Origin of the sequence: Oceanispirochaeta sp. M1, assembly GCF_003346715.1 — a bacterium.
Classification (GTDB): domain Bacteria; phylum Spirochaetota; class Spirochaetia; order DSM-2461; family DSM-2461; genus Oceanispirochaeta.
The window spans coordinates 51,709-76,782 of record NZ_QQPQ01000013.1 but is presented as its reverse complement, the minus strand read 5'-3'; the positions used below and the strand labels follow the sequence as shown (position 1 = coordinate 76,782).

General features: G+C 44.1%; 27 protein-coding genes and 2 tRNA genes. 10 read left to right on the top strand and 19 right to left on the bottom strand.

The annotated features are described in order from the left end of the window. Positions 1-25 precede the first annotated feature (25 nt). Entirely contained in the window at positions 26-745 is a 720-nt protein-coding gene (locus DV872_RS11175; RefSeq protein ID WP_114630015.1) for an RsmE family RNA methyltransferase, read from the top strand. 4 nt (positions 746-749) lie between these two features. Here DV872_RS11175 and DV872_RS11170 read toward each other — a convergent pair whose 3' ends face one another. Beyond that, complete coding sequence (locus tag DV872_RS11170) at positions 750-1,091, bottom strand: NGG1p interacting factor NIF3 (protein WP_114630014.1); 342 nt, start codon at positions 1,089-1,091, stop codon at positions 750-752. A gap of 104 nt (positions 1,092-1,195) precedes the next feature. Between DV872_RS11170 and DV872_RS11165 the strand changes: the two genes are divergently transcribed. From DV872_RS11165 to DV872_RS11155, 3 genes are all read left to right on the top strand, one after another. Next, positions 1,196-1,268: transfer RNA gene (locus tag DV872_RS11165), tRNA-Phe, on the top strand. Positions 1,269-1,399: 131 nt separating this feature from the next. Then, positions 1,400-1,472, top strand: a tRNA-Phe gene (locus tag DV872_RS11160). A gap of 184 nt (positions 1,473-1,656) precedes the next feature. Then, positions 1,657-2,667: an NYN domain-containing protein gene (locus DV872_RS11155; RefSeq protein ID WP_114630013.1), complete on the top strand. Its 1,011-nt coding sequence runs from the start codon at positions 1,657-1,659 to the stop codon at positions 2,665-2,667. A 59-nt stretch (positions 2,668-2,726) separates the two neighbouring features. Here DV872_RS11155 and DV872_RS11150 read toward each other — a convergent pair whose 3' ends face one another. Genes DV872_RS11150 through DV872_RS11140 form a run of 3 tightly spaced genes read right to left on the bottom strand, consistent with a single transcriptional unit; the run spans position 2,727 to position 5,142 of the window. Beyond that, the gene (locus DV872_RS11150) at positions 2,727-3,431 is read right to left on the bottom strand and encodes an ABC transporter ATP-binding protein (RefSeq protein WP_114630012.1); all 705 of its coding nucleotides are present in this window, start codon (positions 3,429-3,431) and stop codon (positions 2,727-2,729) included. Further along, the gene (locus DV872_RS11145; protein ID WP_114630011.1) at positions 3,428-4,165 is read right to left on the bottom strand and encodes an ABC transporter permease; all 738 of its coding nucleotides are present in this window, start codon (positions 4,163-4,165) and stop codon (positions 3,428-3,430) included. The genes DV872_RS11150 and DV872_RS11145 overlap by 4 nt, the downstream gene beginning before the upstream one ends. 2 nt (positions 4,166-4,167) lie before the next feature. Next, the gene (locus tag DV872_RS11140; RefSeq protein WP_114630010.1) at positions 4,168-5,142 is read right to left on the bottom strand and encodes an ABC transporter substrate-binding protein; all 975 of its coding nucleotides are present in this window, start codon (positions 5,140-5,142) and stop codon (positions 4,168-4,170) included. 183 nt (positions 5,143-5,325) lie between these two features. Here DV872_RS11140 and DV872_RS11135 point away from each other — a divergent pair, with 183 nt between their 5' ends. Beyond that, a complete protein-coding gene (locus DV872_RS11135) occupies positions 5,326-5,601 on the top strand; it encodes a peptidylprolyl isomerase (protein ID WP_114630009.1) in 276 nt (91 codons plus the stop codon). A 91-nt stretch (positions 5,602-5,692) separates the two neighbouring features. On the opposite strand, the gene DV872_RS11130 is transcribed toward DV872_RS11135, so the two are convergent. After that, positions 5,693-6,163 (bottom strand): YbaK/EbsC family protein, encoded by a 471-nt coding sequence (locus DV872_RS11130; protein WP_114630008.1) that lies wholly within the window; start codon positions 6,161-6,163, stop codon positions 5,693-5,695. 162 nt (positions 6,164-6,325) lie between these two features. Here DV872_RS11130 and DV872_RS11125 point away from each other — a divergent pair, with 162 nt between their 5' ends. Further along, positions 6,326-8,104 carry a bacteriohemerythrin gene (locus DV872_RS11125; RefSeq protein ID WP_158546925.1) on the top strand — a complete coding sequence of 593 codons (1,779 nt, stop codon included), beginning with the start codon at positions 6,326-6,328 and terminating at the stop codon, positions 8,102-8,104. 72 nt (positions 8,105-8,176) lie between these two features. On the opposite strand, the gene DV872_RS11120 is transcribed toward DV872_RS11125, so the two are convergent. The 5 genes from DV872_RS11120 to DV872_RS11100 all read right to left on the bottom strand — a co-directional run bounded on the left by DV872_RS11120 (position 8,177) and on the right by DV872_RS11100 (position 12,038). Next, a complete protein-coding gene (locus DV872_RS11120) occupies positions 8,177-8,989 on the bottom strand; it encodes a MerR family transcriptional regulator (RefSeq protein ID WP_114630006.1) in 813 nt (270 codons plus the stop codon). 62 nt (positions 8,990-9,051) lie between these two features. Further along, positions 9,052-9,879 carry a metal ABC transporter permease gene (locus DV872_RS11115; protein WP_114630005.1) on the bottom strand — a complete coding sequence of 276 codons (828 nt, stop codon included), beginning with the start codon at positions 9,877-9,879 and terminating at the stop codon, positions 9,052-9,054. Further along, positions 9,861-10,676, bottom strand: coding sequence for a metal ABC transporter ATP-binding protein (locus DV872_RS11110; protein WP_114630004.1), 816 nt, complete (start codon positions 10,674-10,676; stop codon positions 9,861-9,863). Before DV872_RS11110 ends, DV872_RS11115 begins: the two co-directional genes overlap by 19 nt. 21 nt (positions 10,677-10,697) lie before the next feature. Next, entirely contained in the window at positions 10,698-11,621 is a 924-nt protein-coding gene (locus DV872_RS11105) for a metal ABC transporter substrate-binding protein (protein WP_172359173.1), read from the bottom strand. A gap of 42 nt (positions 11,622-11,663) precedes the next feature. After that, a complete protein-coding gene (locus tag DV872_RS11100) occupies positions 11,664-12,038 on the bottom strand; it encodes a Fur family transcriptional regulator (RefSeq protein WP_158546924.1) in 375 nt (124 codons plus the stop codon). A gap of 416 nt (positions 12,039-12,454) precedes the next feature. Here DV872_RS11100 and DV872_RS11095 point away from each other — a divergent pair, with 416 nt between their 5' ends. The 4 genes from DV872_RS11095 (at position 12,455) to ilvA (ending at position 16,299) form a co-directional block, all read left to right on the top strand. Beyond that, the gene (locus tag DV872_RS11095; protein WP_114630001.1) at positions 12,455-13,114 is read left to right on the top strand and encodes a FecR domain-containing protein; all 660 of its coding nucleotides are present in this window, start codon (positions 12,455-12,457) and stop codon (positions 13,112-13,114) included. Continuing rightward, positions 13,114-13,905, top strand: a complete 792-nt coding sequence (locus DV872_RS11090; RefSeq protein WP_114630000.1) for a hypothetical protein — start codon at positions 13,114-13,116, stop codon at positions 13,903-13,905. Before DV872_RS11095 ends, DV872_RS11090 begins: the two co-directional genes overlap by 1 nt. A gap of 10 nt (positions 13,906-13,915) precedes the next feature. Then, a complete protein-coding gene (locus DV872_RS11085) occupies positions 13,916-15,001 on the top strand; it encodes a DHH family phosphoesterase (RefSeq protein ID WP_114629999.1) in 1,086 nt (361 codons plus the stop codon). Positions 15,002-15,093: 92 nt separating this feature from the next. Continuing rightward, positions 15,094-16,299 carry a threonine ammonia-lyase gene (gene ilvA, locus DV872_RS11080; protein ID WP_114629998.1) on the top strand — a complete coding sequence of 402 codons (1,206 nt, stop codon included), beginning with the start codon at positions 15,094-15,096 and terminating at the stop codon, positions 16,297-16,299. Here the strand turns inward: ilvA and DV872_RS11075 are convergent. Genes DV872_RS11075 through DV872_RS11035 form a run of 9 tightly spaced genes read right to left on the bottom strand, consistent with a single transcriptional unit; the run spans position 16,293 to position 25,069 of the window. Further along, positions 16,293-16,739, bottom strand: coding sequence for a PTS sugar transporter subunit IIA (locus DV872_RS11075; RefSeq protein WP_114629997.1), 447 nt, complete (start codon positions 16,737-16,739; stop codon positions 16,293-16,295). The genes ilvA and DV872_RS11075 overlap by 7 nt on opposite strands. Before the next feature lie 13 nt (positions 16,740-16,752). Further along, positions 16,753-18,618 carry an ATP-binding protein gene (locus DV872_RS11070; RefSeq protein WP_114629996.1) on the bottom strand — a complete coding sequence of 622 codons (1,866 nt, stop codon included), beginning with the start codon at positions 18,616-18,618 and terminating at the stop codon, positions 16,753-16,755. Next, complete coding sequence (locus DV872_RS11065; RefSeq protein WP_114629995.1) at positions 18,615-19,172, bottom strand: hypothetical protein; 558 nt, start codon at positions 19,170-19,172, stop codon at positions 18,615-18,617. Before DV872_RS11065 ends, DV872_RS11070 begins: the two co-directional genes overlap by 4 nt. Before the next feature lie 39 nt (positions 19,173-19,211). After that, entirely contained in the window at positions 19,212-19,532 is a 321-nt protein-coding gene (locus DV872_RS11060; RefSeq protein WP_114629994.1) for a hypothetical protein, read from the bottom strand. Continuing rightward, positions 19,533-21,491, bottom strand: a complete 1,959-nt coding sequence (locus tag DV872_RS11055; RefSeq protein ID WP_114629993.1) for a FapA family protein — start codon at positions 21,489-21,491, stop codon at positions 19,533-19,535. Next, on the bottom strand, positions 21,492-22,280 hold the full coding sequence (whiG, locus tag DV872_RS11050) for an RNA polymerase sigma factor WhiG (RefSeq protein WP_114629992.1): 789 nt from the start codon (positions 22,278-22,280) through the stop codon (positions 21,492-21,494). It lies immediately after the preceding gene. 13 nt (positions 22,281-22,293) lie between these two features. Continuing rightward, positions 22,294-22,953 carry a hypothetical protein gene (locus DV872_RS11045; protein ID WP_114629991.1) on the bottom strand — a complete coding sequence of 220 codons (660 nt, stop codon included), beginning with the start codon at positions 22,951-22,953 and terminating at the stop codon, positions 22,294-22,296. A gap of 51 nt (positions 22,954-23,004) precedes the next feature. Beyond that, positions 23,005-23,886, bottom strand: coding sequence for a MinD/ParA family protein (locus tag DV872_RS11040; protein WP_114629990.1), 882 nt, complete (start codon positions 23,884-23,886; stop codon positions 23,005-23,007). Positions 23,887-23,890: 4 nt separating this feature from the next. Beyond that, on the bottom strand, positions 23,891-25,069 hold the full coding sequence (locus tag DV872_RS11035; RefSeq protein ID WP_114629989.1) for a flagellar biosynthesis protein FlhF: 1,179 nt from the start codon (positions 25,067-25,069) through the stop codon (positions 23,891-23,893). Between the last annotated feature and the right edge of the window lie 5 nt (positions 25,070-25,074).

The window sequence follows — 25,074 nt, the reverse complement described above, 5'->3', positions numbered from 1 at the left end:
ATGAAGACGTCTATACTCAGAAGCTATGAATTTACTTCTTTTTAAGGAAGAGGAATGGAAAAAACCTATTTCTTCCGATGATCCAAGGGTCAAACACATACACAGCATACTCAAATCAAAGTCCGGAGACAGCCTTGATGCCGGAATTATTGACGGCAAAATAGGCAAGGCGGAAATCAAAGAGATTCTTGAAGACGGAAGCTGCCTTTTTAACTTTACAGCAGAAAGAGATTCTTCTCCCCTCTGCCCTCTGACACTGATAATAGGAACACCCCGCCCTCCTACAGCAAAACGTCTGCTCCGCGATCTTACAGCCGCAGGAATAGAGAGAATTATATTCACAGGTACTGATCTGGGAGAGAAGTCTTATCTAACAAGCAGACTGTGGAGTAAAGAAGAGTGGAAAGAAGCCGTTTTAACAGGGATGGCGCAGGGTGAGTCCACAAGACATCCCCTTATAGAAAAATTCTACTCACTCTACAAATCAATTGATCAGCTGCAGAATGGTGAAGATCTTCTGGCTCTGGACAATGTGAGCCCTGAACTTCCTTTGAGGAGCTACAGTCCTCAAAGTAAAAAATGCTGTTTGGCAATAGGACCCGAGAGAGGATGGAGTGATAGAGAGAGGGAGATACTGAGAGATAGAAACTTCAGTATCTGTTCACTTGGAGACAGGGTTCTCAGAACAGAAACTGCAGCCCTTATGGGAACAGCCCTTGTTCAGGCGGCCATGGGCTATATATGAAAACTTAGAGCCACTCCTGCCCTTCAAGCTCACTCCCATCTGTAAAGACCTTATACAGTTCGAATGCGGGTTCTTCATAGGGATGGTTTATATGGATGGCTTCAATACAGAGAGGAACAAGCTCCTCAGTAACAAGCATCTCGACTCTTACTTCAGGAACTCTTTCAATAGAATTATGACTCCCGATAACAGGCTGACTACCAGCAAGAGGCTTGAATTGACCGGTTCCCTCGGTTTCCCAACAGCAGTGGCTGTAGAATCCCTGTTTACCGGCACCCTGTTCAAAAAGGGCATTCTTTACTTTTTCTTTATCCTTCAATGGAACAAAAACTACTAATTTATACATATATATCTATGTACCGTAACAGAGCAAAAGATTCAAGGTTCAAAGATTTTTTCAGCTCCCTTATTGACAGGAAAGTACGGTTTTAGTAATATGCTCAGGCAGTTGCCGCTGTAGCTCAGTCGGTAGAGCAGTGGACTGAAAATCCGCGTGTCAAGAGTTCAAATCTCTTCGGTGGCACTCTTTTAAGACCGTTCCTTTCAGGGACGGTTTTTTTATGCCCTCATCTCTTCACAGATCAGCTTTTCACATTTTCAATCTCCCCTTATTGACAGAATTTAAACAGTCCTATATAGTCCTGTCTTGTAGTTGCCGCTGTAGCTCAGTCGGTAGAGCAGTGGACTGAAAATCCGCGTGTCAAGAGTTCAAATCTCTTCGGTGGCACTCTTTTAAAACCGCTCCTTTTTAAGGAGCGGTTTTTTTATATGCAAACCTTTCAATTAAAATGATCAAAACCAGCCAAGATTAATCTCCAAAGAAGTGATTTATTTTAAAAACTGTTCTACTATAAAGAAAGAACAATCCGATCTACCGGATACCGGACAGATTGTTATACGGAGGAAATATTATGACTGAGAATGTAGCAGTTCTCTGGGATATAGAAAATGTAACACCAAAAAGCAGTGACAGCCTGCTAATTCAGGGGATGTGGGATTATGCCGAATCATTGGGACGCGTAGTCACATCCTATGCCTATGCAGATTGGAGTAAACCGGGATTTCGTTCACTGGGACCCACTCTTTCGGGACTTCATTTCAATATGCTTCATATTCCCTATCAGAAAACACGAAAAAATAAAAATGGTTCTGACATGCAGCTGGTTACAGATGCTATGGAGCTTTTACGTTATCATGAACATATCACAACCTTTGTCCTGATTACAGGTGACAGTGACTTCCGTTCACTCCTTCTTTCATTAAGAAAGTCTGGAAAAAAGATACATATTATCTGTGACATTAAAACCGCGGCCCAGGATCTCCTGATTCTGGCTGACAGTTTTGCAGACTATAGAGAACTTATGCCAGACGATGATGATTCAGATGATACAGAGAGTGACGACAAGGAAAGTGCCAAAAAGGACTTTCCCAAGGAGTACTGGTTTGAACGTCTTGCTGAATCTGCAGCCATTCTGCAGAAGGACAAGAAATCATCCAACATGGGTTCTGCAAAAATCAACATGAAGATGCTGAACCGTGATTTCAATGAGAAAAAGATTGGTACACGGGGTTATAAACGCTGGAGTGATTTTGTATCAGCTGCCGTAAGAGCAGGGTATGTAACATTACAGGATGATGATAATCAAACTCTTATTCTCCCGGGTAAGGGATATGTTCAGGAAGTAAGCTCACTGCAGACTGCTCTGAGAACCCTGGTAACAACTCTGGAAGCACAGGACGGCGGCAAAGAGCCCCATTTCCACTCATACAGCATTATCAGCAATGAACTCAGGGACAAGGGTGTAGTAATGAAGACACTCGGGTTCAGTCAGTTTAAGAAGTTTATATCTTCTGCCGAGGCTCGAGGGCTTGTTGAAACAAAGATGGAAAACCTGAGAAGTTATGTAAAACTTCAGAAATAGACAATTTTTACGATTTATCAGAGACTAAGAAAACGCCGGAATTTTGTCCGGCGTTTTTTTTATTCACTTAAGATCAGTTTATATAGTTTCTTTTCCAGCTCATAGAAGGCTCTGGAAGAGGTATCACGGTCTCCCGGGGCTAAACCCGCCATGTCGTCCACAAGACGCAGAGGAGGACCATCCAGGAAGACAATCCTGTCTCCCATAAGAATAGCCTCACGAACATCGTGGGTAACCAGTACAGCCGCTGTCTTACACTCCAGAAGCAATGTATTGAGCATGCCTATCAAAGGCATTTTAAGTTTGAGATCAAGCCCCTTGAAAGGCTCATCCATCAATAACAGAGGACTCTCTGAAGCAAAGGCTCTGGCAATGGCTGTACGCTGCTCCATTCCACCGCTCAGACGTGATGGTCTGTAATCTTCAAAACCTTCAAGTCCGACATGACTGATAAGGGCATCACATTTCTTTCGCTTCAGATCGGAATCCAAAGATTCATCCAGGGCAAAGGCAATATTTTCAGCCACTGTCTTCCAGGGAAGAAGCCTTGGTTTCTGAAAGAGATAACTTAGATTTTCAGAAGCACGGGACACTTCTCCGGAACAGGGTTTCAACAGAGTTGCCGCCAGATGGAGAAGTGTCGTCTTTCCGCAGCCTGAGGGTCCGAGAAGAACAGTAGTCCCCTCCTCCTCAATATTAAGGTTGAAATTATCAAGTATTTTCAGCTCATCAAAATTAAAAGAACAGTCTTGCCACCGGATCATCTTTTTTTCTCTCCCAGCCTCAGAAGCGACTCACTCAGGGATGCCAGAAGAACAACAATAAGGGTCCAGGCAAAAAGATGAGCCGTATCCAGCTGGAGCTGCGCCGTCTGCATGGCGGTCCCCAGACCCGATGCAGGCATGCTGAGAACTTCGGCGGCTACAACAGATTTCCAGGTAAGACCGAGGCCCGTTGAAACTCCATTCAGAAGATAGGGCATCACTGAAGGCAGTGTTATTTCCTTTAGCACTGTCCAATGAGATTTATTATAGACAGCGGCCATTTCAAGAAGCTCTCTGTCCACCTGATTAACACCCGAGGCTACTGCCGAACTTATGACAGGATAGGCAATCAGGAAACAGATAAAGACAGGTACCAGCTCGGTAGGAAACCAGATAACCGCAAGAAGAATTAATGATAATACGGGAATGGAACGGATACTGATAAGAAAGGGGTCGGAAAACCATTTAAACATCTGGCTTTTACCGGCTGCAAGCCCTGTAGCAATACCCAGGATCAGGCTGATTGAAAATCCACCCAGCCCTCTCAGGCTTGTGGCAAGAATCTTTGTCCACGCTTCCCGGGTTCCCAGGAAACGCAAAGTCTGCAGCAAAACCTCCTCGGGAGGAGGAAGTATAATGCTGCGTCCGATAATCACAGAGAGGAGCTTCCAGATACTCAGGTAAAGAGCCAGAGATATCAGGGTTGTCCGCATCCTCTTTGATTCAGAAATCATGATCAGTAATAGAATCCTTCTAAAGGCACAGAGCCTCCGATAGATCCGGGATTCAATCCCATAAGACGCTCAAAATAAGGGGTCATCAGTTCCGCCATACCGTCACCCCTGACAAAAGTATAATTACTTCTGGGGATGGCCATCTTAACGATGGGGGCCGGAAGGGTAAAACCGTGCTCTCCTATAAGGGCAGAAGCTTCGGCAGGATTGGAAGAAACCCAGTCCAGAGATTTTCCGGACGCATTCAGGAGCTCATCCACCAGTTCGGGATAGGCCGCTGCAAAAGACGACTTTACGACCAGGACGGTCATTGGATAGTTTGATTCACCTGCAAATGTGTCTGACCACAGCTGCTGCATATCAAAGGCAATTCTCAGGTTCTTTCCGCTTTTAAGTGCAATTGTAGCCAGTGGCTCGGGCAGTACACCGGCCTCGACAACACCTCCAGCCAGAGCCTTGGCAAGATCAGAAGGATTGAAGCTGTAGTCTGCTTTGAGTTTAATACCCGTCTCTTCCGCAATCAGCTGGCTGATCAGGTCCGGTGTGGTATTTTTTCCTGGAATATTGAGAGTAATAGATTCAAGATCCTCTATGGAATCAAGAGTTGTGTCCTCTGATGCAATGAGGTATAGATTGCCCATACCTGTAACAGCAGCGGCTTGATAACCTACTCCCTTATTAAAGAGAATTGCCGCCATATTGGCCGGCAGTACAGCCGCATCCCACTCTTCCTTGAGCATCTGGCCCAGCAGTACCTTGGGGGCACCCATGACCTGAACGTCAGCTGTTATTGAGCTGTCTGAAAAAGGTGATTCATCCTTGACCTGAATAAGTCCAATACCCGAAGGTCCATTGAGCAGGGCAACTTTGACAGGCTCTGAAGGTTTAGCAGTACTGATTGTTTCCCGGCTTCCCTCGGCAAATAGAGATGTGAGCAGAATACTGCCCATTAATAGTGTTAATGTGATTTTTTTCATTTTGTCTCCTTCCCGTCAGACATGCCTCCGGGGTAGATAATAGATATTTTTTTAACCATACGCAGGAACAGGTCAACAGTCAAGAGAAAAGATCAGGCAGAATGTAACATGGGTGACATCTCTGGCTAAAAAAGCGGGAGAGAACTATAATAAGCTGAAAGTAAAATGATCCGGAGGCAGAATATGGAATGGCGTGCCAGCCACATACTTGTAAAAGACAGAAATCTTGCAAATGAGCTCTTAAGACGTTGTAAGAAAGGCGGAAACTTTTCCGCCCTGGCGAAAGAGTTTTCAACCTGTCCCAGCAAAAACAAGGGCGGAGATCTTGGGTGGTTCGGTCCAGGTAAAATGGTTGGTCAGTTTGAAGAGGCCTGTAAAAGGATGTCTGTAGGGAGCTACAGCAATGTAGTTCAGACCCAGTTCGGCTGTCATGTGATTAAACTTACAGGACGCCGTTAATTCTTCTTAAAGGAATGAACAAGCCCAGCTGTTGTCTTTGCCCCGGCAGCTGTATTTCCTGACAGCGGGGCTGAAACTTTTCTCCATTCACTTAGATCCAGTCCCTGCAGACATCTACCCATTTATCAAATCCTGAATACTCTGCCAGTTCAATACAGTCCAGTTCAATGGCCGAATTTGAGGAGCCGCAGGCGGGATAGACAGTTTTAAACCGCTTCAATGATTCATCCAGGAATACCGAAACACCCCTATTAACTGCAAAGGGACAGACTCCACCCACATCATGACCGATTGTATCAAGTACATCCTCTCTGGCCAGCATCCTTGCCTTTGTTCCGAATTCCTGCCTGTATTTTTTATTATCAGTACGGGCATCACCAGCTGTAACAATGAGAATAGCCTTATCATCAATTTTATAGGAGAGAGTCTTGGCAATACGGGCAGGTTCACAATTCAGAGCCTGTGCAGCCAGTTCTACGGTGGCACTGCTTACATCAAACTCAAGAATATCACCTTCCCTGCCCCATTTACTGAAATGCTCTCTTACTTTCTCAATAGCCATAATGTCTCCGTCTGATTTGAAGTTTCAAAAAGAATCATACATTATTATGAAAAACAGAACCAAGGGGTAGATAATAAAGCTGTTATAATTTTTTATATCACTTATTGCACTGCCAGGCGGAACAGATCATAATTATGCTATAAGTAATGAATGGAGAAATTTATGAAACCATCTATAAAATTGAAACTTATCACTGCAACGGTCCTGATGACTGTTCTAATGTCAGTCCTGATAACAATGCTTGCAACAGGTATACTCTCAAAGACTTTTCTTATCACATTTGGAGCATTGGTTGTAATCATCAACTTCATTCAGGGAATATTCTTTGCAATCACAATATCCAGTGCTGTATCAAGGACATCTCACTCCCTGAAGGATCTGGCCACAAAACAGGGAGACCTGACATTTCAACTGAAACAGATAGGAAATAATGAAATAAGTGATATGGCCGGATGGTTCAATCAGTTTATTAACAGGATACGTGAAATACTTATCAATGTTAATGATCTGGCAGTGAAGAATAATTCTCTGGCAGACCAGCTTTCCCTGTCATCAAAGTCCAGTGCCGGTGCGGTCTCAAGCATTACAAAAAGTATCCTTGAGATGAAAGAGGGCAGCGTACAGCTGGATGATTCCATATACCATGCCTCAGCTTCTATAGAAGAGATCATGCAGTCTATCAAAAGTCTCTCCAGCCAGGTGGAGCAGCAGTTTGCTGCAATAGAACAGTCCAGTTCATCCACAGAACAGATCATGGCATCAGTCCGAAATGTAGCGTCAATCTCAGAATCACGTCTGGCTACAATGGAAGGTCTTGTAGAGCTCATTAGAAACGGTGGTGAAAAAGTGGGGCTGACCAATAACATCATACATGCCATTCAGAAGAATGCTGATGAAATGATGAACATGGTGGATATTATCAACAATATTTCCAGCCAGACAAATCTACTGGCAATGAACGCCTCAATTGAAGCGGCTCACGCCGGGGAAGCGGGAAAAGGATTTGCCGTAGTTGCCGATGAAATTCGGAAACTTGCTGAAGATACCAGCTCCAATGCCGGTTTGATCGCAGACTCTCTGAACTCCACCACTGAAAAAATAAATCAGGCGACCACTGCGGGAAGTGAATCTGAAAAAGCCCTGGAGGTCATCAACGATGAGGTCAGTGTATTTTCCGATGCCCTGCGGGAAGTATCCCTCTCCATGAATGAACTCTCCACAGCCAGCAGTGAAATTCTTGAATCAGTTTCCACCCTTATGTCAACTTCAGAAGTAGTTAAGACAGCCTCTGCAGAGATGCAGGTGGGAAGCAGCGAATCAATGAAATCCATCCTCCACATCAAAGAGGTTTCTGCTGCTGCAGTTGAAAATATCACTAAGGTAGCCGGTCTTACTGAAGATCTGAATAAAGTCTCACTCCAGGTATCTGCCTTCGGTAATCAGAATAAATACAACAACTCCCTCCTTATGGGTGAAATCGGAAAATTTAAAACCGGTCATAAAACCAAAGAATCAGATGGAGAAGTAAATGTCGGCATAGACTGGTCTGATCTGATGTCTGTGGGTATCAGTAAAATGGATGATGAACATAAGGAGTTGTTTAAGAGAATAAACAATCTCCTCAAAGGACTCCTCGGCATAGGCGGAGATCATGATATTGCAGCTCTGGTGGGGAGCATCAATAAATATATAGAGTACCATTTCCGTGATGAAGAGAAGATGATGAAATCTTACAACTATCCCGATCTGAAAGACCATGTGAAACTTCATGCTACCTATGAAAATGAATTCAGCCTTATAGAAAAAAAACTGAGGGAAGGTGAATTTGATGCGAATCTTCTGATTGAGATTCAGGACAAGATTATCAACTGGCTCCTGGATCATATAGCCAGTGAAGATAAAAAATACGGGAAGTTTATCGATGATCTGAAAAAAAAGTAATAATCCATTCTGAGACATGAATACTGTAAAACGCCCCCTGAATCTACTCGTATTCAGGGGGCATATTTTTTCCTATTTGCTTACAGGGATCTGAATCTCTGTAAGCCACTGGGATGGATCATTCTTGTTCCAGATGCCGTCAATATAGGACTCACGGGGCAGACCGTCCTGACTGTATCCGTTTTCTTCCATCCAGCTGAACAGCAGATTGTAGGATGAAGCCAGACTGGCATAATCCCCCAGATGCTTGAAACAGGCCGCCTGAGGTACTCCTTCCATGGTTTTAAACTTTACTCTCTCTGAATCCTCATGAAATGCTGTAACAGCTTCACAGATCTCCACATCAATATCGCTTTCACGGTATTCTCCGTCATGGTAGATATTAAAGCAGTAAGCAGGTTCCCTGCATACTGCACCCACCGATTCCATATACTCCCCCATCTTGGGTACTACTGAAAAATAGCTGTCATATCCTGGAACCTTCTCACGCATAGAGGCAACAATGACCTCCGGCAATTCTTTAATTTCGACACTGATTTCCTTATCCATCTTTAATACTCCTTCACTGTTTCCAATGAATTCCCTCAGTTTCAACAGACGTTTCCTGTCATTCCTGATGGAAACTTCCAGCTCTATCTCTCTCTGTTTCATCAATGTGATAAGATGATTTTCATCCTTGAGAATCAGCTGAATATCATCCAGGGACAGGCCCATATCCTTAAGATAGAGAATACGCCGTATAAGAGGCAGCTGGGATGCATCGTAATAGCGGTAACCGGTCCAGCTGTCTATACGGGCCGGTTTAATCAGCCCCAGACTGTCATAGTGTCTAAGAGTCCGGGGGGTGATTCTGTTGATTCTGGAAAACTCTCCAATACTGTACATTTCATCCTCCTGCAGGGAGATTAATCTCAGTATAAAGTCTTCCCCAGCGGAAGGGTCAAGGATTATCTTTTGATATTTGAAACTCTGATCTTTGAAATTATAAATGCAATAATAAAAAACAGTGTCAGGATCAGAACAATTGTCGCTCCTGAAGCCAGGTCAAAATAGTAGGAGAGATAGAATCCTGCAATGATGGCGCTGACTGCAAAAACAATTGACAGCTTTATGATTTTCACAAGCTCACGGACCAGCAGGGATGCTGCGGCAGCGGGGGTTACAAGAAGAGCCAGAACCAGTACAACACCCACAGTTTGAGTAGCCAGTACCGTTGTCGCCGCCACAAGTATCAGCAGGGCGAAGTGGATCAGCTGGGGAGATAGACCAATAGCCTTGGCATGGGTCGGATCAAAACTTGTAACAAGAAGTTCCTTGTAAAAAAGAAAGACCGATCCGATAACAATAACACCCACAACTGTAATTAGTATTACATCAAGACTTGAGACCCCCAGAATATTTCCGAAGAGTATATGGCTCAGATCCTTGAAACTTGACACCTGGGACATCAAAAGAATCCCAAGAGCAAAGGCTCCTGCAAATATTACCCCGATGGCCGTATCTTCCTTGAATCCCTTATTTTTGGTCAGGGCTCCTATTCCGATTACAGAGAGAACTGCGGCGGCAAGGGCGCCTATGAGAACATGAATACCAAGAACTATGGATAAAACAATACCCGGCAAAACTGCATGAGCCAGGGCATCACCAATAAAGGCCATCCCCCGCCAGACAATAAATGCACTTAATACACCACAGCTGAAGGCTACGATGATTCCCGCTATAAGACCTCTTTGAAAAAAACCATACTGCAGAGGTTCTAGTAACCATTCAACCACGGGCTGAGCTCCTTATCTTTATGAAATTCAAATCCGTAGGCTCTGGCAATATTCTCGGAAGTGAGAACATCCTTTACAGCACCATCCGCAATTATGGATTTATCAAGGAAGAGAGCCCTGCTGAAGTGGATGGTCAGGATTCCGAGATCGTGTGTACTCACAAGAACACTTTTACCATGTGAACAGAGACGCTCCATGGTGTGAAAAATCAATTCCTGAGTGGCAATATCCACATGATTGAGAGGTTCATCCAAAAGCAGCAGATCCGCATCATGGGCCAACGTTCTTGCAATCATGACTCTCTGCTGCTGCCCCCCTGATAATTCACCCACCTGACGGTCTGCAATATCTGTAATCTCCATGGTTTCCATGGCATGATCTACGGCATCGCGGTCCTCAGCTCCGGGCTTTTTGTACCAGCCTAGGTGAACATAGCGGCCCATAGTCACGACCTGACGGACCGACACAGGAAAATGCCAGTCCACAGAATTCTTCTGTGGAACCATGGAGACCCGATGCCTGCAGGAGCTGGCCTTATGGCCGTAAACAGAGATTTCTCCTGACTGAACAGGTTCAAGACCCAGAACAAGATTCATAAGAGTTGATTTTCCGGCACCATTGGGACCGACGAATGCGACCTTCTCTCCTGCCTTGATTGTCAGATTGACATTATCAAGAACCTTATTCTTCAGTCCCGGGTATGAAAAATCAAGGTTTTTGATTTCCAGGGCGGAGGCTCCGATTAAGGCGGGATGATCACAGTCTTTACCATAGCAGAGTATATCGGGTTTTTTCATAATTCTGTAAGTATAATCCTTTTACTCCGATAGACCGGAGATTATCTGATTTACGTTGTATTTCATAAAACTTATATAACTGTCACCGTCCTCTCCATCTGCTCTGAGAGATCCGGTCAGTACCTGGTGAACAGAAATAGGATGTGCACTCTCCTCACCCAAAGTTTCGGCCAGCTTTCTGGTCCCTTCACCTGCGGATTCACCAATAAAAACTGCGTGAACCTGCTCTTCTTCAAGAATGGCAATAAGACGGGAAATATCTCCTGCTGAAGGCTCGGCGGAGCTTGAAAATCCGGGAATTATTGTTCCGATTACTCTGAAATGATAATCCCTGGCAAAATAGCTGAAAACATTATGATCTGTTACAAGAACACGTTTTGATTCCGGAAGAACTTCAAGTTCAGTCCTGATCCAGCTGTCCAGTTTTTTCAGTTCATTCCTGTATGCATCGGCATTGTTTTTGTATATCGAACTGTTAGAAGGATCAGCCTCTGAGAGAGCTGCTTCAACAACGTCCACCCAGCGAAGTACATTGAGCGGACTCATCCAGCTGTGTGGATCTGAACCTTCATGGTTATGATCTGAATCCTCATCGTGCCCGTCCTCATCATGTTCGTCTTCGTGCTCCAGGGCTCCCAGAAGATCAATTGTCCGTGAAACTTCGATAATATCACCCTTGTGTACAGTTTCAAGAACAGTGAGAAGACTCTCTTCAAGCCCCAGGCCGTTTGTAAAAATAATATCGGCCCTTTCGACCTGCGCCATATCCCTGGGTGTAGGCTCATAGCTGTGAGGATCATTCCCCTTGCCCATAAGGTTATGGATCTCTGCGGATTCTCCGGCAACCTGCCGGACGACATCATCAATTATGCTGGTGGTTGTTATCAATCTGAATGAGTCTGAATCATCCTGACTCCCCGCAGCAAAAACTGCTGAACCTATCAAAATAAAAAATAACAGAAAAATAGTTTTCCTTTTCATAAAACCTCAATTATTGCGGCAATTGCTGCATATCCCTTTCAGTGTCAAAAAATGCTCATCCACTTTAAAACCTGTCTCTTTTTCAATGCTGTTCAGACTGCCCAGGGGACATCTTTCAACAGCAGTAAAACTGTGACAGGAAACACAGTGTAGAAAATGCCTGTGCTGACTTCCGGCAAGATTGTAATAACGCTCAACCCCTCTATGTGAACAATCCAGAACAAAGGAGACGATATGTCCCTTTCCTTCCAGATATTTCAACCCCCTGTATACCGTGGCCATATCAAGAGTACCCTTGAGCTTTTCATACACCTGCTGGGCACAGAGAGGCTGTTCATCTATTCTGAACAGCTCCAGTATCCAGCTCCGTTTTTTCGTCATCTTCATTCAAGATAGGACCAACTAAGTAAAAAGTCAATATTTTGCGAGTCATTTGCAGATTATAACCGTTTCTTTGACATTTATTCCACTCTATAAAGATATATTACCATTTTTGTATTATATTTATTTCAGAGGATAATGTCGGCTCTGGATTGAGGAAGAGTCGGAGCTGGCAGTGATATAGGTACGGCAAACGCATTTTATCCATTTGCCGGCTCCCGGCAACTGACCTTTGAAGTCCATCAAAAGGGATTCAGAGATATTCAGACAGAAACAATATGGAATTCACTGGGGATGGGAATCAGGGGAGCTCATAAGGGGGCACAATTGAAGATACTCCCTTCTCTGCAGCATTTCTGGTTCTCAGTATCCCTTATGGAATATTAATTATCCGAAGAAAAGATCAAGGAGATCCTATGACAAATAAAATATTAATCTTTTTCATTGTATTCTCAACACTAATTTTTTCATTGCCGGCACAGAGCATGCTCTCTTATTTTGAGGGAGATGTCCTTGTGGAGCGGGATACTGAGCAGATTCCGGCAGAAATGGGAATGGATCTATTTGAAGGTGACCTTGTATACACAGAAAAATCTTCTCTGGCTATTCTTGATCTGGCCCATGGCCGCACAGTCAAATTGAGAGAGAACAGCAGCCTGAAACTTGAAAACCTAAGTCCCAAAACTTCGGTGGAACTGAAATCAGGCAGTGTCTTCTCAAGGGTGGACCGTCTTTTAAACGGGCAATTCAATGTTCATACCGATTCGGTGGTTGCGGGAGTCCGGGGGACTGAGTTTTTCATGGCTTTTGGTAAGACTATCGATGACAAGGCAGATCTGTGGCTCTGTGTAAATGAGGGTAAAGTTGAAGTTTCTCTCACATCAAGCGGAGAATCAGTACTTGTCAATGAAGGGGAAGGTATCAATATTCCCGGAAGCACGACTCTGACAAAACCTGAAGCCTATGCCTGGACAGAGGATCTGAATTGGAATACCGATCCCGCACAGGGAGATGTCCGGGACACAACCGATCTGACAGGAGCCTATTCAGACCTGCTGGACCAGGATTATTTCTGATGAAAACAGGCATTTCCATATTCTTTCTGCTTTTATTACTTTTCACAGCCCTACCTGCCTCTGCTGATCACCACAATGAAGAAGACAGACCGGCGGAACACAGTGAATTTACACCGGCTTTCAGACTAGCATCAATTACAAAGTACAGGGACTGGGATTTTCAGCTGAACCTCTCCGGCGAATTCAGAAATGAATCTGCTGATTTCTATGAACTGCAGACAGTCCTGTATTACAGGGTTTTCAGGCATTTAAAGGTCGGAGTGCTCTACAGTCTGCAAAAGGGAGAACGCCATGATGATGACTGGATTACAGAGGGAGACGGATGGTTCTGGAGAGACAGCAGTGATCGCTACGAAAACCTCATAGGAGCGGACATCACTCCACGGGCCCTCCTCCCCTTCCTGCCAGGTAGAAATTGGCTTATCAGCGCCAAAAGCAGATACAGCTACAATCTGAACAATGAGCAGCAGAAAATACTATTCCGCCCTGAGCTCAGCTATTTTCATATGAAAAACCGCAGTCTCCGCTGGAGTATAAGCAGCGCCTATGCCCTCTATTTTCCAATAAACTTCAGTGATGCTCTACTATATGAACACGGACCATATCTGAGTTTTACCATGCACATTAACAAAAACCTCCTTCTAGGCCTTTCAGGAGACTATCTTATGCGAAATTGGAGCAGCAGTGAGGCTTACAAGAATGCAGGAGGAGAGTATCTGATACAGGATCAGCGCTACAGACTTGGGGCCTCTCTCATATGGAAAATAGACATCAGGGACAAAAAAAGATAAACTCTCTTATATGCTGAATATACGATTTAAAGAAGATCTACTCATCATGGGCAATCAGGCAGCAGATCTCGACAGTTCTGTATCAGCCTTTGCATTTGCCTCACTACTGAAGAAGGTATACCCGGAGAGATCTATTTATCCTCTGATACAGGGGTCTCCCTCAGATATGAGACTTAAACCGGAAATTGAAAGCCTTTTTCTAAAGGCTGAAATATCCTTAAAACCTGAGAATTTTACATCAGTTTTTTTCAATCCGGACTCTCTCCTGATAAACTCTGACAGCCTTGAAAAGGCTGCTGTGATTATGGTTGATCATAACAGGGCAGATACAGAAGAGATAACCCATCCCATCAGAGGAATTGTCGATCATCATATAGACTCGGGTCTGTCCATGGATTTGAAACTCCGGGATATACGCATCTGCGGGTCCTGTGCTTCTATAATCAGTGAGTACTGGCAGCAATCTGCAGAAAAGATACCCTACGGCATAACTCTTCTCCTTGCGGGGGCTATAGCAGTGGATACGGGATATCTTGATCCCTCATGGGGAAAGACTACAGAACTTGACCGCAGACAGTATGAAGCTCTCAGTAAAACCCTTATGCCCGAAGACAGATATTTTATAGATGAACTCCTCAATATAAAAAACGATCTAAGCCATCTCAGTATGGATGAACAACTGAGGCGTGATTATAAAGACTTTCCCATGGAAAATCTGAAGGGCGGTATTTCATCAGTTCCTCTGGGTCAGAAAAACTTTTTCAGCTCAGCCTTTTATAAGGATGAGACGGTTATGGACTTCTCAAGAAGGAATTGTCCCGATTTCCTGATAATAATGCACACTGTTCCTGAACCCTTTAAAAGAGAGTTGTCCCTTTATACAGAGAACAGCAGTAATGAATTATCAGGGATTCTTAAAACTGCCCTGAATCGATTAAAAGATCCCGGACTTAAAATAATCAGACCAGAGAGGAGGATATCAATGTCAACAAATAAATGGACATTCTATTCACAGAAAAATATTAAAATATCAAGAAAAGTACTGGTTCCCCTGCTGAAGGAAGAACTGGAAACACTAATAAATAGTAAAACATAAATACCCTACAGGTATCTGACAGGAGACCCCGGGGCCTCAACTAAAAAACACCAGAGTGATCTTACCCACTCTGGCAGCATAAGGAAAAATAAGTGAAACTGGAAATTGAACGCATAGAAAAAGCGGCTGAAGTCCTCAAAGGAATAACAAGAGAAACCAAATTAATTTACTCACCCGTATTCAGTACAGAATCGGGAAACGAGATATACCTGAAGCCTGAGAATCTTCAGCTTACGGGAGCCTTCAAAATCAGAGGCGCCTATTTTAAAATATCCTGCCTGACTGGTGAGGAGAAGAAACGGGGACTCATCGCCTCATCCGCCGGAAACCACGCTCAGGGAGTCGCACTTGCCGCTCAGATGCAGGGAGTCAGATCGACCATAGTGATGCCCAAGACGACCCCTCTGATCAAGGTAGAGGCTACAAAGAACTTCGGTGCCAGAGTGATTCTGGAGGGAGACTGCTACGACGACGCTTATCAGGAAGCCAGACGCCTCGAAAAAAAAGAAGACCTGGTCTTTATCCATCCCTTTGATGATTATGATGTCATGGCAGGACAGGGAACAATCGGTCTTGAGATTCTTGATGACCTGGAAGATGTGCACTCCATTATCGTCCCCATAGGGGGAGGCGGACTGATTTCCGGAATAGCCGCTGCGGTAAAAGCCCGCAGACCTGATGTAAGAATAATAGGTGTTGAGCCCGATGGTGCCAGGGCCATGACAGACTCAATCTTCAAAAATAAAATTCAGACCCTCCATAAGGTGGATACCATCGCTGACGGCGTTGCTGTTAAAACACCCGGCAGCAGACCTTTTTCTGTAATCAAAGATCTGGTAGATGAAATCATCACAGTTTCGGACGCTGAACTGATGGAATCATTCCTCCTTCTTCTTGAACGCCATAAACTGATTGCTGAAAATTCAGGCGTTCTCTCCCTGGCGGCCCTTCACAAACTTAAAGTCAGAGGAGAGAAAATTGTACCTGTTATAAGCGGTGGAAATATAGATGTAGTGACAATATCTTCAATGATAGACCGTGGGCTGGTAAAAAGAGGCCGTATTTTCTGCTTCTCAGCAGAAATGCCCGATGAGCCGGGACAGCTTCTCAAGATTTCTGAAATTCTGGCTGATGAGAATGCCAATATCATCAAACTGGATCACAACCAGTTCAAGACCCTGGACCGTTTTAAACAGGTACTGTTGGAAGTTACGGTTGAGACCAACGGACACGAACATGTGAGGAAAATCATCAAGGCTCTTGAAAAAGGCGGTTATTCCATAGAGAGAGTCTACTGACGGAACTGATTCAGAACATCCTCGACAGTCTGCGCATTGAGCAGACTGTTAAGCATCTCTTTGTTCCGGGAGATACCGGCAATCTCCGAGAGTATCCTTATATGCTGGCTGCTCTGATCCGGGGGAGCAAGGATCATAAAAAAAAGCCGGGAATCCTCACCGTCCAAAGCATTGTAATCTACACCATCCGATGAGATACCCAATGCTACACAGAGATCGGAAACCTCATGGGTTCTTGTGTGGGGAACGGCAATTCCCTTATCCAGCCCCGTACTGCCCATTGTCTCACGGTCAAGAATGGATTTAATCACTATTTCGGCATTCTGCACATAGGAAGCGGCACTCATGTACTCAACCATCTCCCTGATAACAGAATCCCTGTCACAGGATTTAAGAGAAATTATAATATTATTTTCATTTAAAAGTTCAGTCAGGGGCATATACCAACTCCAGTCAGCCGATCAGTCCTGGTGACAAATAGAGAAAATCGGCTTTTTTTCCATCCAGTTTTACTTCATACAGAAAGGGTTCTTTCTGCTGTCCAAGGAAAAAGTTCTCCCTGGGATACTCTTTCTCCATCACAAGATCATCAACAGGGAGAGCTGCTTTTCTACCAAGATGCTGAACCACAAGAATATAAGGTGTTTCAATACCACTATGGCGTCGGCTCATCATTCCGCCCTGACTGAACAGGGGAAGTTCATCACCCGACAATCTGTAATAAAGCAGATTATGCTCTTTTTTAATAACATTCTCGGCTTCCATGGGGAATACTCCGGCGACATTGCGCTTAGGAAGAGCAAGCAGCCGGTTTTCCATCTGAAAAATCATCAGAGGAAGATGGTCTTTCTGACCGGGTAGATATATGGAAAAACGGGAACCCTGTCCCTTTTTAGAAGTAAGAGAAAAAGATCCGCCCAGTGCATTTTCAACATCATGATTAACAAGATCCAATCCGATGCCCCGACCGGAAAGGCGGTCAACCTTATCACTGGTTGTAAAACCGGGTCTGGTAAGGATTCTAAGCAGACTGTCTGCTTCAAGATCACTCTCCGGGATATCAAGTTTTGCAGCAACCGAAGCCGTATTGACACCTCTGCCGTCATCGGAAACATCAATTCTGAAAGAGTCTCCTACGGCTCTTGCATCAATGAGGATGGTTCCTTCGGGAGATTTACCAGCAGTAATCCTCTCCTCGGGTGTTTCTATACCGTGACTTACAGCATTTCTGATCAACTGTATCAGAACACGGGAGACAATCTCAAGATTCCGGATCTTAAGGCCGAACAGACCTCCTCTGAATTCACAGATGATTTTTTTATCCACCCTGGAAGCAGTCTCTTCAATAAAGCGTTTAAGATTAGAATATAAAGATGTCAGAGGTATCAGGGAAACTGCACTGAGATTTTCCTCCATCTCCTTGAGAAGACCAAGAAGAGGTTCTCTCTGAGGCAGCCCCGGAGGAAGAGGAAGGACAATTTCCGTCATCTCAAGAAGTGTATCTTTCAGTCGTGCAATTGTATCTGTTTCAAGTTCAACTTTTTTGATAATCGGTGCCAGACTCTCTTTGATCAGCCTTTCTGAAAGACGGGTCTCTCCCCTGTCCTCATCTGAAAAAACAGAAAAATCAAGATTCACCAGTCCGGTCTGAAGTATTCCATCCACATTGATGGCTTGAAAAATAGGTTCATCCCCCGAATCTGATGTCAGAATAAAGGTAAGAGATGAAAAATCCTGATCCGGATTATCCAGACTGGGAAGACTGCGGATAACATTGACTTTAAGCTCAAGATTATTCAGAAGAAGATAGGAACGGACATAGGGGAGACGCTCTTCAGGATCAAGCTGAACTGAGAGTCTGTATAAGGTTTCACCTCTGTCCTCCGCCTCTCTGAGAAGCTGCTTTTCAAAAGAACTGAGTTCGATAATCTCATTATCATCATCCAGGGATCTCTCAGGAAAAAGGGTATCTGCCTTCTCTTCTGCAGCATCGGGATTAAGAATCTTTTTGAGAATCAGTTCCTCCAGGAGAGGAAGGCCCTGATACAGTCTGTCACTCATCACTGCAAACTCACGGCTGCCTGTGGATTCCTTCATATCAGCAAAAAGGGATTCCATGGAGTGGATCAGTTGTTCAATATCAGAAAGCTGAAAAAAAGCAGCTCCCGATTTCAGGGAATGAAGATGTCTGAAGATTTCATCCAGCACTTCCCGGGAGGGATGTTCTGTACGGCAGTTTTCAACCAGCTCCTTCAGTTCTTCAAGAATAGGACCGGCATCACTGATATATTCGCGTAAATGCTTCTGCAGATCCGTCAAACGGAGCCTCCGGTTCTCAGATTAATAATAAGATCAACCTCTGATATCGACGCACCAAGCCGCTGTGAAATTAACTCGGCGCCGAATCCCTGCTCATATAGATCCATAACTCTCTCTTTCAGAGGTCTGGAGTCTTCTTCTTTTTCACTCTTCTCAGTATCAGAACTGCCTGTTGTCGGGGCAGAATCCAATTTAATGTCATCAAAGAGACCGGGTGTATCATTTTCAGATTCCTTTGGCGGAGTAAGCACAGTCTGCTTCTTCAGATGAGAATAGACCTGTCTCGACAAATCGGACTTCTCTGTTTCCTTCTGCATGATCTGCAGTTTTTTGTCAGCTTCATCCAGAAGATCCTGCAGGACCTTAACTCTATTTTCCAACAGAGCAACATTCCGCTCTGCAGTCTGATTCATTTCAAGAATCAGCTGATCTATTTCATCTCTGATTTTTCGAATCCACTCTTCACCTGACACTACCTTATCCACTTTAAGTTTCAAATAGATAAAACCGCCGGCCATCAATATAAGAAGAATCCCTGTAAAAACAGTTGTCATAGTACTCCCAACAGGGCCGGATTCTAAAAAACCGTCCCTTCAGCCTGATATATCAATATGTATACCCATTTCAGGGTCTTTTACAACTTCCTTTTTTGGGTCTTCTTTATTTTCTGAAGAAGAAGGCTGTCTTTTCTGCTCTTCCCTCTTCTGTTCTTCTTCTTCTTCGTCAACCTTACTCGTTTCTTTATCTTCTTCTGTAGTGTTGACAGAACTCTTCTTGAGCAGTTCCTGTTCCACCAGTTTTCTGGCTTCCTGGTCCTGCTGTAACGCCGCAGCATGCTGAGTGTGAGATTGCTGTTTACTTAGCTTATTCAGCTGTACAAACATTGTTTGTAGATCAAGAGGCTTGATAGACATCTACTCCCTCCTCTGAATATCCTCCTCAGTGATATCCTCATACTTAGCCGTCGTTATAAAACCATCTTCTATCATAAAGGTGACAGGATAATCAAAGGGATTCGTAACTTCATACTCCTCATCCTTGATATAAACCTTCACCCCTGAATTCACATTCTTTGATGCTGAGATTTTCCCCTGAAGCTGCAGCACAGACAGATATTCCTGCTTATGTTCCAGTGAATCCTTCAGTTTTTCCATTTCATCGATTAAATCATTATGACGCTGTCTGAGCTCTGTAAACATTGTTTCTTTCTCAGCAGAAAGTTTCTTTCTGGCACGTTTCTGCTTCATCAGCCCCTGCAGGTTCCTATCGGCCTCATTCTGTTCCCGATCCAGTTCTTCCTGCCTGGCAAGGAGTTCGTCAAGCTCAACCTTGGCCTTTGGATCATAACCAACCCTCAGGATTGTTTCGGCACCACCTGAGGAACCCAGGGTGGCAGCATTGATCTCTTCAGAAGCCTGCAGCTCACCACCAACGATCCTGGCCCTTTTCCCCTTACAGAGAATACGGCTGGTTGCATTAATATGAGCATTGACAATACCGTCACTGACAATAACATTCTCACCGGCCTCGGCGGAAGCATTATTGATAAAACTGGACCAGATGGATTTTCCGGCAACAATACGACCGAACTCGCCTTCACCGCCGTTGATACCACGTTTTACAACAATATCACCTCCGGCCTGGAGGTTTGACTTACCGACAAAGCCGTTGACTTCAATATTAGCCTGGGCAGAGACGTGGAATCCGTCTTCCACGTTACCCTTCACTATAACTGTACCCAGCCCGCTCACATTACCTGTTGAGGCGTTTACATCACCGGGAATAACCAGAACTGTCTCGACAGTTACCTTGCCCTTCAAAAGAAGAACCTGTCCACTTGTTGTGGCTATGACAGTCTTGCCGTTATCTGTAATGGATACATTCTTTCCCAGTCCCATCTGCGTATCAGTTCCGTCTTTAGCTGGAATATACTTACCATAGACAGTTCTACCGTCTTTACCGGCTTCGGGGGGGATTTTCCTGGCAAGGGGCTGGCCCTTCACCACATTCTGTATAAGGTTCAGTTCTTTGAAGTCAACCGAACCGTCACTCTTCTGTTTCAGTTTGACATGAGACTCTTCTGTTTCAAAAAGATAGGAGATTGAGGCATTACGACCGTTTACGGGAGGGTCCCCTCTTGCAATCAGATAGGGATGACTGTATGAAGGATGATCTTCGAATCCTGTAAGAGCATCTTCAAGAATACCGAATACCACATTGTTATTTCGTAGAAATGAGGTGATATCCGAAGATGTAAGGTCAGCTCCTCCGGGTCCTGATTCCTGAACCTCTATAAATGCCTGCATTTCATCATCAGAGACATCTACTGTGGGACGGGCATCATTTACAGGATTGTAAATAAAATCACCCACTTTCACATAGACAGAATCAGCATTATCAATCACAGCAGCTACACGGTCATTGTTGACTTCGTTTACCCCACGGAAGCTCAGCTCTTTCAGAATCTCATCTTTGTCGACAGACATTCCACCCTTATCTGCTGGTCTGACCTTCAGATAAGCACCGTCACTGGCCAGTCTGACAGTAAAGTCACCATCTTTGATGATAACTTCCTCTTCCTGACTTTCATCTTCAAATTCTTCCAGAATAACTTCGCCACCTGCGGTTCGGGTAATTTTCCGCTCGGCAGTATAAACTATGAGGTTGTAACTTCTTTTACCGATTCCTATAAATCCGCGCTTACCTTTTTCCAGCAGCTCATATTCCAGACGTCTTACCGGAACACCAAGTTCAATGGCGGCCTGTCCAAGTGCTTCTTCTATAGTATTGCCGGATACTTCCACGGATCTGCGTTCTTTATCCGTTTCGGAAAGAGTCCGCATTATATCCTGGAATTCATCCTGGCTGATCATTTACATAATTCCTTTCTTCACATTCGTCAGTTTCGATCTCAGTCTCATAATTGCTTTCGTATGAAGCTGAGAGATTCTTGACTCTGTAACCTCAAGAACCTTTCCGATTTCCTTCAAAGTCAGATCTTCGTAGTAATATAATACGAGGACCTTCTTTTCCTTATCGGGTAGTTCATTGATAGCCTGTACTATAACCCGTCTTATCTCATCTTTCTCGGCAATAGAATCGGGTTGAAGGCTGATGGGAGACTCAATACTGTCCTGTATAGAAACTTTATCTGAATCATCACCGGTAAACCAGACATCATTCAGAGAGAGAATACTTGTTCCCCTGACCTTCAGAACAACCTGATTGTACTGTGCACGGGACATATTCATGGCCTTGGCTATTTCATCATCACTTGCGGATCGGCCTAAAGAGGCTTCCAGACTCTGGATTGTATCTTCTATTTCACGTGTTTTCTGTCTGACTGAACGGGGGACCCAGTCAATGGAACGCAGTTCATCAAAGATTGCTCCGCGTATTCTGGTTACCGCATAGGTTTTAAATTTGACATGTTTTTCGGGATCGAATTTTTCAATAGCATCAAAAAGGCCGAAGACTCCAAATCCTACCAGATCATCGAAATCAACATTTTGAGGCATCCCGACAGAGATCTTCCCAGCTACATATTTAACGAGAGGAGCATACTGCTTGATAAGGGTATCCCGGATTTCCTGCTTATGAGTTTTCCGGTATTCCTTCCACAATTCTTCTTCTGTTACGTTTTCCAATACCTTTTCAGACATTCCCCATTACTTCCTATTTCTGCTGGTCTCTTGCGAGTACGGTTTTTACTGCTTTAGCTATTATCTCTGGATCGCCATTTTCTCCCAGATCAATATTCCCTCTTCCACTTGAAGGTGGTGGAGTAACACTATCTATAGGTTCGGCGGCACCCACTTCTTCACTGGAACTGCCTATGCTTATCTCCAGGGAATCCAGATTCGGGAGCGAGTCCAGAGACTCTACCGCAGCAGCAGCGGTATCAGCTTCCTCTGGTTTATTATTATGCACACTTTCTGTGCTTTCTGCAATTTCATTCTCAGATGGATTTTCATCCAAAGATTCAAGTTCGCCTACTTCGTCACTATCAGCAGCAGCCTTAACTGCTGCTTCCCGGGCGACATTGGCAGGCTCAGGCATTTCGTCAGGCATCACAATGTTGACCCTTCCGCCTTCACTTACAGGCTGACTGACTTCTTCTGATCCCTTAGAATTAAGGTTACTCAACTCCGGCAGAAATGCCTTAATCAGCCAGTCCACAAAAAAAACAAAACCAGCTGCAAAAAGAGCCGCAAAGAGCCCGCGCAGCATAATTTTTACCGGATCAACACCACTTAGAAACCCTGTAATCATTGATAAAAGGGCTGTAGCGGCAGCGGCTGAGAGGGGAACTAATCCTTTGCTGAGTATTTTCAAATGCAAACCCCTCCCTTTTAAATTTTACTCGAATAATCCTTACAGGTCAAATCATTCCATACGCTTCATCAGACGGCGGATAAACTGTCCAACACCCCGTCCTTCCCTATACTCCACATTTTCCAGTCTGTTTACAATATGCTGTATACAGGAAGACGCCTGTCCCCGAGGATCTGAAATCATAAAAGGCAGCTGTTTTCTGACAGACGCCGGAACTGCAGGATCATCATAAACAAATCCTAGATAATCAATCTTCAGATTTAAAAACTGACCTGCAATATTTATAATCTTATGAGAAACCTTCTTTGCCTCTGTAATATTGGCAGCTCTATTTACAATAAGCTTCATACCCATATCTAGATTATCAATCTCGGTGGATATAATTTTAATAATTCCGTAAGCATCAGTAATTGCCGTAGGTTCTGGTGTTGTAACAATCAGAACGTCATCTGCCGCTTCCACAAAAGCAAGTACATTCTGTGAGACACCGGCACTTGTATCAATAATAATAATATCTGCTGATGAAAGCTCGGACAGCTCCAAAATAAAATTATTTCTCTCTTCATCAGTTAGATTGGCGACTCTGGAAAAACCACTGGCTCCGGCTACAATCTGAATACCGTAATTTGTATCCAGTATAACCTCTTTCATGGTCTTCTGCTTCCGGATAACATGATAAAGATTGAACTTTGGAATGACTCCTAATATAACATTGACATTTGCCAGACCGAGGTCAGCATCCAGAACAATCACCTTTTTCCCCATTTTTGCATAGGCAAGAGCCAGATTGATAGAAATGTTGGTTTTCCCAACGCCCCCTTTTCCACTGGCGACAGTTATAATTCTGGTACCCGTAGTGCTGGGTTCCTCTGCACTACCGTTCTCATTCTTTTTTTTCATCATCTCCCTGAGGAGTTCAGCCTGATCCTGCATCTATTCAGCTCCGCATTCTGGTATATTTTTTATCAAGTTTATCAACAATCTGCTGTACATCACTGCTGAAACCAATGAGAGAGTTCAGAAGCTTTGCTCTGGTATTACGAGATATATCCTGGGGCACACCCTGACCATCTGTGATATAGGAAAGTGTCTTGTTTTTCTGGGAGAGGATACTGATAAGATTTCCTACTCTGGTTGTTTCATCAAGCTTGGTAAGAATTACAGATTTATAATGGAAAGATTCAAACTGATCAAGTATCTCGTTGATATCTTTATCCTTTGTCGTGGATGAGATGGCCAGATGAATCTCGGCATTTCCACCGCAGGCTTCCACAATGGAGCGCATTTCTGCAAGTTTCATAAAATCTCTGGGGCTTTTTCCGATTGTATCCACTAAGATCAGATCCTGATCCCGGTTCATATCTATCTTATCTTTCAAATCTTCATAGGACTCTGCTGTAAATACAGGAATATCCATTATCTGACCATAGGTCTCAATCTGTGTTCTGGCACCGATACGATAATTATCGATTGTTATCATACAGACCCGCAGAGACTTATCCCCCGATGTAATACCGTTAATGGCCGCCAGCTTGGCAATGGTTGTCGTTTTTCCCACACCTGTGGGACCTACAAGAACAAAGACCCTGGGAGAAGGAACCGGACTCTCCTGAAGTTCACTCAGTGAAGAACCGATCCATTCCAGTACTGCATCTTCCAGTAGAGAATACTGATCCAGATCATCCAGAGAAAAATCACGTTTTAGACGATCCAGCATATCTTCAATATAGGAACCGGTAAAATCATTCTCTTTCAGAAGATCTTTCATTTTCTCAAGGGAGGGATGGAGAGGGGCCTCTTCACGGGGACCTGATACCAACTGTTGTTTAAGGTCTTTAACTTCCTTAAGTACTTCATCCAGGGTGGACCCTTTCTGAGCCTGTGTCATATTGAGGATTTCTTTTTTACTCTTCTCATCAGATTCCCGTCTGTTCTTTGCGGGATTATCTGTGATGTAACCCGTATACTCTATTCCGTCATGGGTAAAAAGGCCCATAAAACCGCCCAGGCGCACGCTTTTGTAAAAGAGGATTTTGGCTTTATCTCCATATTTAACACGGATATTGCTGATCACTTCAGCATGAGTATATCCGGATTCTGTAAAGTGCTGCTCCATTCCTG